Here is a 12,566-nt window from a genome sequence, read left to right as displayed (position 1 = left end):
ACGGAGCCACCGGGTCCATTATTGAACCGATGGCCCATGGGTTCAAGCCCTACGCCGCCTGCACCTGCTGCAAGCGGGCACGGGCGCCGCTTTCGGCGGCCAGCAAGGTGGTCAGCAACGAGGTGTCGGTCAGCCGCAATTGAGCCATGCGCTCCAGGATTCCGGTTTTCAACTCGTCCAGGCGACGGTCCATTTCCGCCAGGGCGGCGGCATCCTGGTCCTGCATCAGGCGGCGCTGGATGGTGGCGACCTCGGCGATGGCCGCCTTGAGTTCAGCGTCGTCGAATTGCTCGGTCACCGGCTTGCCGCGGAACCAGCGCAACGCGATCATCCCGCCTGACAGCAGCGAGAACGCCAGACCCGCCGCCGCCTTCAGGTCTTCCAGCATTTCGGCGGACAGCAAGGGTTCGTTGCGGGTGGTGAAGGCCAAGGTGCCCGCCGACAGCGGGAACCCGGACGGGCGCAGGATATCCGCCTCGTCGAAGGTCTGGCGGGTGCGGCTGGCCACGCTTGGGCTGTAAAGCGCCTCCAGCACCGCCTGGATGGCGCGCGGCGGCACGTCGGCATTGGCCAGCAGGTGCAGGTTGACGCCCACCGTCTTGATATCGGTTTCGGGGACAGGGGGCTCGACACCATAGGTGTAGCCCAGGATGGTGGCGTCGGCGACCCAGCCCATGCGCAGGGCCAGCGAGCCGGGGAAGGGGATTTCCAAGATGGTGTAGCCGTGCTCCTTGACCAGATAATCGGCCAGCAGCGACGGGACGAAAGAGACGTTGACGATGGCGTCGGGCAGTTTGCCGGTGGACATGGCGATCAGCTTGTCGTTGCCGTAATTGGCCTCGGCGTAATCGATGCCCTCGACCAGACCCGAAGTGCGCAGGATGTTTTGCGCGACCACGCGGGTGCCGCCCGATTTGCCGCCCAGATTGATCACCTTGCCGCGCAGATCGGCCAGGGACTTGATCTCGGGCTTGACGATGAAGTGGATGTATTCGGGCGCCAGGGTCGCCACGTGGACGATATTGTCGAAGCTGGGCTCAAGTCCGCCTTGCGACAGCGCCAGGTCCAACTCGCCCGATTCCAGCTTTTCCAGCGCCTCAAGGCTGCCGCGGGTGGGCACGATCTTCAGCGCCACGCCCTGTTCCTTGGCCTCGTCCTGCAGCACCTTGGCGATGAAATGGCGGTTGCCGGTGATTTCGCCGCCGGTGATGGTCAGGTTATGGCGGCGCGGCAGCAGGTCATAGATGAAATAGCCGGCACCGGCGACGAAGGCGGCGATCAGGACCACGCCCACGACCTTGCGCACCAGATCATTGTTCTGGAAACGCGCCAGGACGGTTTGCAGATGCTGGTTGAAATCAATCTCCTCGGACATCGCTTCCCCCTATCGGACCGAGATCAGTCCGGCGCCCTTCAGGATGTTTTGGCCTTGCGGCCCCTGGGCGAAAGACAAGAACGCACGCACGACATCCTTTTCGGCGCCGTGCGTGACACAGAAAAACGACCGGGTGAAGGGATAGGAGCCGCCCAGGATGCTGGCCCGGCTCATGCCCACGCCGTCGATGGCCAGAACCTTGACCGCCGGGGTGACGTCGTGCAGCGACAGAAAGCCGAAGCCCTGGACATCGGCGGCCAAGCGGTCGTGCATGGCGTGGCCGCTTTCCATCACAATGGCCGAACTGGGCATCTCGGCATTGGCCAGCACCATCTTGTCCAGCGCCTTTTGCGTCCCGGCATCGGCCTTGCGGCGGTAAAGCCGGATGGGGCCAGCGCTGCCGCCGGGCAGCTTGCCCCAGTCGCGCACCTCGCCGCGCAGGATAGCCGCCGCCTGTTTGCGGTCCAGGTTGCCGACGGGATTGCCGGGATGCACCACCAAGGCGATGGCGTCGCGGGCGACCAGATAGGCGCGGGTCAGCTTTTCGTCCTCGGTGGCGGTCAGCTCGCGCGAGGTCAGGGCGACGTCGATGGCGCCGCGCTTGAGTGCCAGCAGACCGCCGGCGGTGCCGCCGGCCTCGACCACCACGTCCAGTTTGGGCCGGGTCTGGGCGAAGCCGTCCACCAGCTTGACGGCATAGGGGTGGAATTCCTCGGAGCCGGCGACCAGCAGGGATTCCTGCTCGACCCCGCCCCAATCGATGCTGGAGGTGGCCGCCCCCAGGGCGGTGACCGACAAGGCGCCGGCGCCAAGGACGAAAGCACGCCGCTTGAGTGTCATGGACTTTATCCTTACTGAACCGGAACCAGGCCGCTGGCGGCCATGGCCGCCTGGGCCTCGCTGCTCAGGAACCGGGAAACGAACTGGCGGGCGGCAGCGGAACTGGCTGAACTGGTCACCAGGGACAATTGGCGCCGGATGGGATAGCTGCCCTTGCGGATGGTGTCGGTATTGGCGGCGATGCCATCGACGGAAACCGGCTTGACCGTGCCGTCAACGGCACTCAAGCCCATATAGCCGATGGCATCCGGGGTGGCGGCGACCTTGGCTTTCAGCGCCTTCAGCGCCAGCGGCTCGGCCTTGGCGGTCTGGATGCGATCCCCCAAAACCGCGTGCTTCCAACCCGAGGCGGTGCCCGAGATGGCCGGCAGCACCAGCACCGCCATTTCGTGTTCCTTCCCGCCAACCTCGGCCCAATCGGTGGTGGAACCACCGTAAATGGCCGTCAACTGGTCCATGGACAGTGACGAAATCGGATTGGTCGGGTGGACGACCGGGACGATGGCATCCTGGGCCACTGTCTGCACCTCGAGCTTCAGGCCCATGGCCTTGGCCCGCTTTTCCATCTCGGCGGGGATGTCGCCCGACACCATGGCGATGTCGGTGGTGCCGTCGAGCAGGGATTTCAATCCCGGTTCGCTGTCGGCGGCGCGGATGACGATGGTGGCATCGGCATCCTTGGCCATGTGGGCCTCGGCGATTTTTTGCGCCACCGGGACCAGGGCCGAGGTGCCGCGCAGATGCACGGTGCTTTCAGCGGCCCTGGCGGTGTGGGCCGCTATCAGGCCGATGGCCGCCAGTACCAGCATTGCGCGGAATTTTCCACCGGCGCGGTACCGTGGTTGCAGGCGTGGTACAGGCATATGGCTCTCCGAAGGCACGGTAAAATACCGGCCCGATTTTCTCATCCTCCGGCAAAATGTAAAGCGCGGTTCGGTGAATGGTTATAAGAATGCCGCTAACGGCTTCAATTCAATCCACCCATGGCCGTCCAGGAGTATTCATGACCGACGACACCCGATCCCGTCTGACCGATCTGGAAATCCGCTTGGCCCATCACGAACGGATGGCCGAGGACATGTCCGAGGTGATGGCGCAGCAGCAAGACGAGATCACCCGCCTGAACCTGATGGTCCGCCGTCTGGTCGATCGCCTGCAAAATGTCGAGGCCGGCGGCGAACGCTCGCCCCAGGACGACCGTCCGCCACCGCATTATTGAAAAGACATCCTAGCGGCTACGGATTCGTGCACGCGTCTGCATTCGGTATTTCCAGAGATAGCCGCGCACCGGTATCCGTCGGTTCCGCCCACAGCCGACCACCCATCATGAAGACGGTCAGGCGGGCGGCTGCCAACCCGAGGACCATACGTCCATCACCGTCATGCACCAACAGGCCGAACATTCGCTCGGGATCGCGGTCGCCTAGAGACCGACCGTTGTCGGCGATGGCGATGACCCAACCTTCGGGGCTGGGCTCGGCCGAGATGCTCACCTCCAGCGGTTGGTCCGGCAGACGATACCGCTTGGACCAGCCGAAAATATCGAAGAACAGATCGTACAGGCGATCGGGTTGCGCCGCCACTACCGGCAAGTCTTGCCAGTTCAACCGCACATCCAAGGCGGCCATGGCCGCCGCCGCCTTGGCCACCACCGCCTCAAGTTCGACCGGCTGCGGTGAAAAATCCTTGGTGCGCAGGTCCATGTATGCGGCCAGGGCCGACAATTGACCGCGCATCTGTTCGATGCCGGCGCGGACGAACTCGACATAGCCGTCGGCCCGTTCGATACCCCCGCCGCCTTCGCGATGCCAGCGCAACAATAATTGCGCGTAGGCCAGTACGGTGCGCAGTGGCTCCTGCAGGTGATGCGCGGCCATGCGCGCCACATGCGCAAAATCCTCGCCGGCCTGGCGCAGATGCAGGGCCTGCCGGGCCAGCAGGCGCTGGTCGCGGTCGCGCTGTTCCAATTGTTGGGCCAATCGCAGGGTAGTATCGCCCACCACCGCCATGGCATGGTCGAGCATCCGGCGCCCGACCACGTGCGCCAAGGTGAGCAACACCAGCACCGACACCAGGCCAATCCCGCCGGAGCGAGCGGCTGCGGTGAAAGCCGGGTCGAGCGCGACCGTCATGACCACCTCACCGACCGGTACCACGCCATCGGTCACCGGCTCGCGCAATACCAGCGGCAAGGTCGGAACCGGGCCGGCTTCGATGGCCATGATTGATCGGTTCTGGCCGTTCAGCAGCTCCAGGTGGCTGATGCTGATCTGGCTGCCGCGGGTGACGCTGGTTACCAGCGATGGCAGGCGGACGCCTTCGAACTCCCAGGTTTCCAGATTGTTGGCGATGTGCGACGACACCAGATCGGCCGCCAGCGCCAAGCGAATGCCGGCCTCGGTACGGATGCGCTGATAGGAGCGTTCCAGCTCCAGAGCGGGAACCACCACCAGCCACAAGGCTCCCATCGCCCACAGCACCACCGAGAACAGCCAACGTACCCGTAAGACCGACCGATGAAACTCCGTTTCTCCCGAAAACCTCACGTCCTAGCCTCCGGACGACGGCAGGCAGGCCTGCGCGCGCAGGATCTGGGCGGCCTGGGGAGAGCGGGCGAAAGCGACGAAACGCGAAGCCTCGTCGGACGGATTGGCCCCCAACAGCAGCAAGAGCGGCGTGTCATAGGGATAACGACCGGCGGCCATCTCATCGACCGTGCCGGCCAAACCGTCCAATGGAACCACCGTGATCTTGCGCTGTTCGGCGATGATCGGCGCCAGCGCGCCAAACGCCACCAGGGTGCGTGATCCTTCGACCGCGTCCATGGCGTCCTGGTCGTTTAGCGCCATGATTGCGCCGCGTCTTTCGCGCGCCGCTGGCAGGATCTTGGCCAATTCAGGAAAAAAGCCGACCTGCAACATGGTGCCGGTATCGGTGGGCGGACGCAGTAACGGTCGCACCGCGCCGCCGGCAAAGCCGGAAAGCGAGCTGTTATAAAGTGCAGGCAGGTCGGCGCGGGTCAGCGTGACGTCTTTGCGGTCGGCAGCGGCGAAAAAAACCAACGGAGTCCGGCAGATCTCGATGGCCTGCCCACCGGGCAGTTCATCCGCGGTCGGTGTGCGCAGCACGAAACCGACATCCAGCTTACCGGCCGCCAGACCACGAATCGCGCCGATGGTGCCGACGCTGTCGGGCACCCACAACGACGCCCCGGGATTGGCCGCCTGATAGGTCTGGCCTAATTGGCGCATCAGTGCCACACCAACGCCGGTGCCGGCGACACGCAGCCGCTCGACCGCCTCGGCTGCCGATACGCACAGGCACAGCGCCGTCACACCCAATCCCAGTATTGCCCGCCGCATGAGTTCAAACCTTAGTCAAAATTTCCCGTATGAGCAGTGCATTCACCACTGATTAGCGTCAGAATAGCTAGATTCCGGCTCAACCGAAAGGCGGAATGGTACGTCATCACAGTCTGATCGCCCCGTCAGCGACCAAAGGGTGTAATTTATATTCACGCAACAACTGAATGAGTTTTTTCGCGGTAGCGAAAGGCTCGGCCTCCGGGCGGTCCGGGTTGAAAGCTCAGCCGCGCCCGAACAGTTCGGCGGCGCGATAGGCCAGACCGCTGGCCACCGAGACGAACTCGCCGCCGGCACGGACCCTTTCGGCGCCGAAGCGGCGGTCAAAGATGGCGCGCACCGCCGGCACCAGCGACGAGCCGCCGGTCATGAACACCCGATCGACTTTGCCCGCCGGCGTGCCGGTGCTGGTCAACAGGGTCTCGACGCAGGTTTCGATCTCGGTCAGTTCGGGCGATATCCAGTCCTCGAACTCGGCCCGGGTGATGGGGCGTTCCACCCGCACCGGATCATGATCGAAGACGAAGGTGGTTTCCGTCCCTTGCGACAAGGCGACCTTGGCCTGTTCCACCGACCGATACAGGTGATAGCCCAGATTGTATTCGATCAGGGTCAGCAGGTCCTCGATGCGCTCGGGGTGGCTGGCGTGGCGCTGGATGTCGCGCAGCATGCGCAGGGTCGAGCCGGTGCCGAGAAAGCCGATATGGTGCCAGCGGGCGAACTTGCCGTAGATCCAGTCGGGAACCGGCAAATCCTTCTTGTTGCTGTGATAGGTGGTGTTCTTGCCGAAGAACGGGGCGATGCCGCGTTCGACGATGCGGCGGTCGAAAGTGTCGCCGGCGATGCCGACGCCGCCGGTGCCGATGATGGCGTCGCGCGGATCGGCCATGCCCGCCCGTCCCGGCCCCAGCCGCACCAGACAAAAATCGCTGGTGCCGCCGCCGAAATCGGCGACCAGCACGGTTTCATCGTGGTCGAGCGTGCGTTCATAATAATAAGCGGCGGCGATGGGCTCGAATTCAAAGGCGATTTCGGCGATGCCGGCCTGACGGAAGGCCTCCGTCAGCCGCTCCACCGCGTAATCGTCGACATCCTTGCCGTCCTCGGCGACAAAGCGCACCGGGCGTCCCGCCACCACCTGGGTCAGCGGGGCGCCGCGTTGGCCCTCGGCGCTCAGGCGCAACCGCTCGACGACGATGGCGATCAGCCGTTCCAGGCTGTAAGGGCGGTTGAAGATGGTGGCGCTGGTGAACAGCCGGCTGGTCAGGTGGCTTTTGAACGATTGCAGCAACCGGCACTCGTCGCCGCTGTTGAGATAGGCGGCGATGCCGGCCTGGCCGACCAGGGGCAGCGGCCAGCCGTCGCTATCGCGATGGGCACGGTCGAAGGCGATCATCGAGCGCAGGGTATCATTGGTGGCCCGCTCGGACAGGCCGGCATTGTCGTGGCTGACGATGCGGGCGGCGCCGCTGGCGTCAACGATGCCGACGGCACTGTTGGAGGTGCCGAAATCCATGCCTACGAACATCTGCCGCGCCTCTTGGAAATTGGGAGCGGAGTAGGTACCCGCCTTGGCGACGGTGCGCAACAAAAAAGCCCCCGCCGAGGGCGAGGGCTTTTCGCGGTGGCGACCAGGATCAGGACTTGACCGCCATGGTCAGAAGATAGGCGTCGACCGCCAGCATCAGCAGGAAGGATGCGAACAGAAGCCGCCCCATCAGGGTTGCCGCCTCGGTCCGCTTGGCCTTGGTCAGCGCTTCCGCCGCCAGGGACGATATGACGGCCAAGAGCGTCGCCAGGAAGGCGGTGCCCTGAATGGCGTCGGCGACCGTGAAGGCGGTGGTCGAGGGCAGGCGGGCCTGCAACACGTAGGCCGCACCGACCGAGGCGAACAGAGCGCCGGTGCCCATGGCGACCTTGGTGGCCAGGACGATGGTTTCCGACAGGCGCGGCACCGCGTTGACGTAGAGCACGACGCCGGAAAGGCTGATGCCGAAGACAAAACCCAGGAAGTTGTAGAACAGCAGACGCCAGCCGTTGCGCTTCAATTCCAGCTCGGCGATGACTCGGCTGTAGGCCGAGGGGCCATCGGCGCCCAGATCGGGATCGCCGTACGAGGTGTTGTACTCGTGATCCACGTTCTTGACGCGGAAGTTCGAGATATCCCAGCCATCCAGCGTCAACTCGTCACTGAGCTTGCTGCCCTGGTCGGCGACGAACTGCACGCCAGAGGAATCGGCGTCGGCGCATTCCAGGATATAGGTCAGAACCTGACGGTCGAAGGGATAGTTGCGGATGTCCCAATACTGGTTGAACTGGACATCGTACTTGGCTTGCGCCCAAATCTTGCCGTCGCGCTCTTCCTTGACCGTGTTCAGGATGCGGGAGTTCTTGGCGCTGGGGAATTCGATGCCAGACTGCGCCGTGAAGGACTTGCGGTCATGGTTGAACCAAGCCCAGAATTGGGTGCTGAACTGGTTGTTGGCGAAGTCGATATTATAGATATTGGTGATGAAAAGACCCAGGCGGATCTGGTCGGGCTTGGCCTCTTCCTCCACCTTGGCGGGTTCCGCCTTTGGGGCTTCCTTTTTTGCCGCCGGTTCCGCTGCCAGGGCTGTACCGGCGAAACAGGTGGCCATGACCACCGTCAACATTTTTGCAATAGTCGTCAGGCGCATGGCCTTCTCCCATGAGTAAGGGTTCAGACCTTGCCGGTCTGGTGTGGGGACGTGATGATGTGTGGGGTTTTTTGGCTTTACCGATGGCGGCGGTAAAATGCCCGGAGACCTGGGTCTCCGGGCACTGTAACGGATATGATTACTTGGCTTCGGCGCTGGTGACGCCGGTGCTCTTGTTGTACTTCAAGGTGATCACTTCGACCGTGCACAGGTCGAAGGGCTCTTCCCATTCAACGTCGCTGCCATCTTCGAACTTCACGGCCAGCTGCCACTTGCAGGCGGTGGTGGAGTTGCGGAAAATGATGTTCTTCTTGGCGCCATTGGACAGAACGCCGTCGCCCATGATGTCCTTGCCCCAGCTCTTCGAGCTCGGGGTGGCGACGTAAACTTCGTCGATCTGGTAACCGGTCTTGTTGACCAAGGCGAAATCCTGATCGCCAGCCTGAGCGGCGGCGGAGGTGAACATGGCGGCGGCCAGAACAGCGAAAGCAAATTTCTTCATGGTAATCCCCTTGTTTTCAGTTGCACAGGTAAACAGTTTGATCAAACACAAGCCGGGCCGAAGCGATTATCGCCCTCGGTACCAGCCAGGAAGCCGTTTTCCACCAACGCCCAGATCGGGCCGACCAGCGGGATCAGGGTGATCAGCATCCACCAGCCGGACTTGTCGCGGTCATGCCAGCGCTTGGCGCTCACGGCGATGGACGGCCAGATCATGGCCAACGAAATGATCAGGCTGAACAGCGGAAACGCTTCGATATCGTCGCCGGCGATGAGGCTGTCCAAGGTCAGCGCCACCACGTTCAAGACGATGATCGCCAGAAAGAACATCCAATATGTCTTGCGCGGAATGCGTCCGTTCAGACTGAGTAGCAAGTTTTTCATTCACCCCTCCTTCAAACCCAATCGGGACAAATTTCCTGTCCACGATGAGGCCACCCTCTAAGTTGCAAGGCAAAAGTATCAAAGCAAATCGTTTGCTGTTTTTGTGTGTCGTCTAAAATCGCACAATAATAAGTCATATGCCGAAATGGCTCAACCATAACAATCGCATTAATTTAAAATTTTAACCATTTTGCTCCCTTTATCCTTGTCTCTGCTCAGGTGGCGACTTTCTTGCCGGCCATGCGTTTGATGATGAAGGCGCCGGCCAATCCGCCCAGGATCAGCCCCCCCGCCAGCAAGGGACGATAGGTCAGCCAGGCCAGGGCGATGGTGACCAGGGTCAAAGGGATGGCGACGGCCAGGGCCATGACGAAGGTGGCCGCCGACACCAGGGATTCCAGCAAGGGCAGCAGGCTGGCCAGCCAATGCAGCGGGCTGCTCATCAGCATCAGCCCGAACAGCATCAGCAAAAAGCCGGCGCCGCGCAAAATCCAGGTCAGTGTCGCCTCGTCCCGTTTCGCCTGGGTGAACATGGCGGCGGCGGTGTGGGTGCCGATAGCGGACAGATTGATGCCATAGCCCTGATTGGTGGTGTATTCGGCCAAGGTGCTGCCCGATTGCGCCGCCACCACGCTCAGGCTTGTGGCCGGCACCATGGAAAAGCCGACGCGCAGGTCGCCTACCTGCGGATCCTGGGGTGAGGTGCCGCGATAAAGCTGCTCGCCCACCCACCGGAATCCTTGTGGGGCGGGGGTGTCGCCGGTCACCGGCAGCGGCTCGAAGGCATCCAACTGGGTGATCTGGCTGTGGTCCAGGGTGAAGGCGCCGATCTTGGCCCCCTGGACGTCGATCCGGCGCGAGGTATGGTGCATGGCCGGGTTGTGGTGCCCCTCGGGCCGCTTGAACCGGCTGGACTCCACCGCGCCTTCACGCCATTGGCGGGAATAGCGGTAGGTGGTGGTGGTGGTCTCGCCGCCGCCCACGGATTTCTCGGTCTTTTGTTCCTCGGTCTCGACCCACTGGTACATCTCGACCTGACGGGACAGGCGCAGGGCGTTGGCGGCGCTGACGCGGAATTGCTTGTCTTCCAAGGCGGCGGGCACCGTCACCGGGCCGGACAGGTGGATCAGGCGGCCCTGATTGGCGGGATCGACGCGCTCGGCGCTGACCGACACCACCGTCTTCGCCCCCAGATCAAGGGCGGTGATGGCGTCGACCGCCCGTGATTCGTTCCAGAACAACACGACGAAGCTGACGGCGAACAGCAGCAGGCCGACGATCACCCCGGCGATGGAATCGCCGAAGCGGGAAAACCAGTTGCGGTGTTGGGTGACGGTGAAGCTGTCGTCGTCGGCCATGGCCTTATTTCCTCGTGTCGCCCGATGTGGCGCGGAACAGTGCCGCCGCCGCCCGGTCCAGGATGGATTTTTCCGATTCGGTGTTGCCGTTGACCATGACCACCAGCACGGCCTTGCGACCGGGGTAATAGCGGGTTTCGGCCTCGAAGCCGTCTTCCAGGCCGGAATGGCCGTACCAATCGCCCCAACGGTCGTGGCCCAGTTCGACGCCCAGGCCGTATTCCGCCTCCAGCTTGGACGGCGCGGTCATGCGTGCCAAGGTGGCCGGCTTCAGCAGCTTGCCGTCGCGGAACAGGGCGAACAGAAAGCGTTCTAGATCGTCGGCGGTGGTCACCAGCGGCCCGTCGCCCAGCGGGCTGTTCCAGGCATAACGGCTGACATCCTGGTTTTCGCCGGTTTCTTCCAAATCGGCGTAGCCATGGGCCAGCGTGCGGTCCTTGGGATCGGCCCCCACGGTGGTGTTGTCCATACCGGCCCGCTTGAGCACGCGGCGGCGGATGGATTCCTCGAACGAACCACCATCGGCCTTGGCGATGATGTCGCCCAACAGCACATAATTGCTGTTGCTGTATTCATGGACCTTACCGGTCTGGCCGGGCGGCTTTTCCTTATAGGCATAAGGCAGCACCCTGGCCGCGGTCAGGCGCGTCGGGTTGGCGTGAAAATCCTCGGAAAACTTGTCGGTCAGGTAATCGGCAATGCCCGAGGAATGGTTGAGCAATTGCTCGACATTGGCCTTGCCGACATTGGGCAGTTTGGCGATGTCGGGCACGCTGCCCACCAATCCCAGCACCGGGGCGTCAAGCGACAGGGCGCCTTCTTCCACCAATTGCAGGGCGGTGGTAGCGGTCACCATCTTGCCCACCGAAGCCACGTAAAAGCGGCTGTCGGCGGTGATGCGGGTATTGGTCCGGTCGTCGGCGAAGCCCAAGGCTGCGACCTCGCGGTGGTGGGGTGCCGACACCAGCAGCACCCCGCCATTCAAATCTTCCTGGTCCAGGTAGCGTTGCAAGATGCTGTGAAACACCTGCCCGCGCCCCGGCTCGGCGGCGGAAGTCGCCGCCGCACTGGCCACCATCACTGTCAATACACTTGCCGATGTGGACAGCAGCCCGCGCCAGAAAGCCATTTTGGTTATTCCCCAGCCGGCTTGGCCGACATGTTGGTCAGCAAGGCCCTGATGTGCTTGACGTCGTCTTCGATGATCGCCAGGCGCATTTCGTTGGATTGCTCGGTCACTTCCACGCCCTGTTCGGCCATCTGCTGACGGGCGTCGGCTTCCTTGGCCTGCTCCATGGCGTCGACGATGATGCCGAACAGCAGGTTCAAGGTGGTGAAGGTGGTGAAGACGATGAAGATGACGAAGAAGATCCAGGCCCTGGGATGGTGCTCCAGCACATCGGAGGCGATGTCCGGCCAGCCTTCCAGCGTCATCATCTTGAACAAGGTGAAGAAGGTGGTGCCCAGGTCGCCGAAATGGGCGGGAACCGTCTTGCCGAAGAAGTTGGTGCCCATGATGGCGGCGACGTAATACATGACGAACAGCACGGCGGCGACCGAACCACCGCCGGGGATGGCGGCGAACATGCCGTTGATGACCCGGCGCATGGACGGAATGGCCGAGGCCAAGCGCATCAGTCGCAGCACGCGCAGGGCACGCAGTACCGACAATTCGCCGGTGGCCGGAGCCAGGGCGATGCCGACGACGATGACGTCGAACACGTTCCAGCCGTCCTTGAAGAAGGCGCCACGCATGACGATCAGCTTCATGGCGATTTCAATGCAGAAGATGACCAGGCAAATCTGGTCGAGCACTTCGAGAGCGTGCAAGGTCTCGGGCGTATGCTCCATGGTCAGCAGGCCGAGGATGCCAGCGTTGACCAGGATGACGCCAATGATAAACCATTGGAAAATCTTATTTTCCACAATGCTTTTAATGAAATTCATGTGATCGCCCCTTCCATTCGATGTGACTTGATGCCAAGAGAAAGCCCCCCGTGCGATGCGGGGGGGCTATGGGATCAAGATGACATCGTCCACAAACTTTCGGCACGCTAGAGGATCGTTG

At 62.7% G+C, this 12,566-nt stretch carries 13 protein-coding genes; 1 reads left to right on the top strand and 12 read right to left on the bottom strand.

Features of this window, described 5'->3' with window-relative positions:
* Positions 1-49: 49 nt before the first annotated feature.
* From MGMSRV2_RS07875 to MGMSRV2_RS07865, 3 genes are read right to left on the bottom strand one after another with little or no spacing between them, the layout of a single operon-like run.
* Positions 50-1,375, bottom strand: coding sequence for a TAXI family TRAP transporter solute-binding subunit (locus MGMSRV2_RS07875; protein WP_024079836.1), 1,326 nt, complete (start codon positions 1,373-1,375; stop codon positions 50-52).
* A 9-nt stretch (positions 1,376-1,384) separates the two neighbouring features.
* Complete coding sequence (locus MGMSRV2_RS07870) at positions 1,385-2,215, bottom strand: phosphate ABC transporter substrate-binding protein (protein WP_024079835.1); 831 nt, start codon at positions 2,213-2,215, stop codon at positions 1,385-1,387.
* Positions 2,216-2,226: 11 nt separating this feature from the next.
* Positions 2,227-3,024: a phosphate ABC transporter substrate-binding protein gene (locus tag MGMSRV2_RS07865; RefSeq protein ID WP_024079834.1), complete on the bottom strand. Its 798-nt coding sequence runs from the start codon at positions 3,022-3,024 to the stop codon at positions 2,227-2,229.
* Positions 3,025-3,218: 194 nt separating this feature from the next.
* On the opposite strand from MGMSRV2_RS07865, the gene MGMSRV2_RS07860 reads away from it, so the two are divergent.
* Positions 3,219-3,434 carry a SlyX family protein gene (locus tag MGMSRV2_RS07860; protein WP_024079833.1) on the top strand — a complete coding sequence of 72 codons (216 nt, stop codon included), beginning with the start codon at positions 3,219-3,221 and terminating at the stop codon, positions 3,432-3,434.
* A 16-nt stretch (positions 3,435-3,450) separates the two neighbouring features.
* Here MGMSRV2_RS07860 and MGMSRV2_RS07855 read toward each other — a convergent pair whose 3' ends face one another.
* The 9 genes from MGMSRV2_RS07855 to MGMSRV2_RS07815 form a co-directional block, all read right to left on the bottom strand.
* Entirely contained in the window at positions 3,451-4,761 is a 1,311-nt protein-coding gene (locus MGMSRV2_RS07855) for a sensor histidine kinase (protein ID WP_024079832.1), read from the bottom strand.
* Between the two features lie 3 nt (positions 4,762-4,764).
* A complete protein-coding gene (locus MGMSRV2_RS07850; RefSeq protein ID WP_024079831.1) occupies positions 4,765-5,577 on the bottom strand; it encodes a substrate-binding domain-containing protein in 813 nt (270 codons plus the stop codon).
* A 223-nt stretch (positions 5,578-5,800) separates the two neighbouring features.
* Positions 5,801-7,168, bottom strand: a complete 1,368-nt coding sequence (locus MGMSRV2_RS07845; protein WP_024079830.1) for an Hsp70 family protein — start codon at positions 7,166-7,168, stop codon at positions 5,801-5,803.
* Between the two features lie 46 nt (positions 7,169-7,214).
* Positions 7,215-8,255: a ligand-gated ion channel gene (locus MGMSRV2_RS07840; RefSeq protein WP_024079829.1), complete on the bottom strand. Its 1,041-nt coding sequence runs from the start codon at positions 8,253-8,255 to the stop codon at positions 7,215-7,217.
* 139 nt (positions 8,256-8,394) lie between these two features.
* Positions 8,395-8,757 (bottom strand): hypothetical protein, encoded by a 363-nt coding sequence (locus MGMSRV2_RS07835; protein ID WP_024079828.1) that lies wholly within the window; start codon positions 8,755-8,757, stop codon positions 8,395-8,397.
* 41 nt (positions 8,758-8,798) lie between these two features.
* Positions 8,799-9,140 carry a DUF805 domain-containing protein gene (locus MGMSRV2_RS07830; RefSeq protein WP_024079827.1) on the bottom strand — a complete coding sequence of 114 codons (342 nt, stop codon included), beginning with the start codon at positions 9,138-9,140 and terminating at the stop codon, positions 8,799-8,801.
* 215 nt (positions 9,141-9,355) lie between these two features.
* Complete coding sequence (locus MGMSRV2_RS07825) at positions 9,356-10,498, bottom strand: TMEM43 family protein (protein ID WP_024079826.1); 1,143 nt, start codon at positions 10,496-10,498, stop codon at positions 9,356-9,358.
* 4 nt (positions 10,499-10,502) lie between these two features.
* Positions 10,503-11,627, bottom strand: coding sequence for a serine hydrolase domain-containing protein (locus MGMSRV2_RS07820; protein ID WP_024079825.1), 1,125 nt, complete (start codon positions 11,625-11,627; stop codon positions 10,503-10,505).
* A 5-nt stretch (positions 11,628-11,632) separates the two neighbouring features.
* Positions 11,633-12,445 (bottom strand): ion transporter, encoded by an 813-nt coding sequence (locus MGMSRV2_RS07815; protein WP_024079824.1) that lies wholly within the window; start codon positions 12,443-12,445, stop codon positions 11,633-11,635.
* Positions 12,446-12,566 lie beyond the last annotated feature (121 nt).

It is taken from the genome of Magnetospirillum gryphiswaldense MSR-1 v2, from assembly GCF_000513295.1.
Taxonomy (GTDB): domain Bacteria; phylum Pseudomonadota; class Alphaproteobacteria; order Rhodospirillales; family Magnetospirillaceae; genus Magnetospirillum; species Magnetospirillum gryphiswaldense.
Note: the sequence above shows the minus strand (reverse complement) of the source record. Positions and strands in the feature narration are given on the sequence as shown.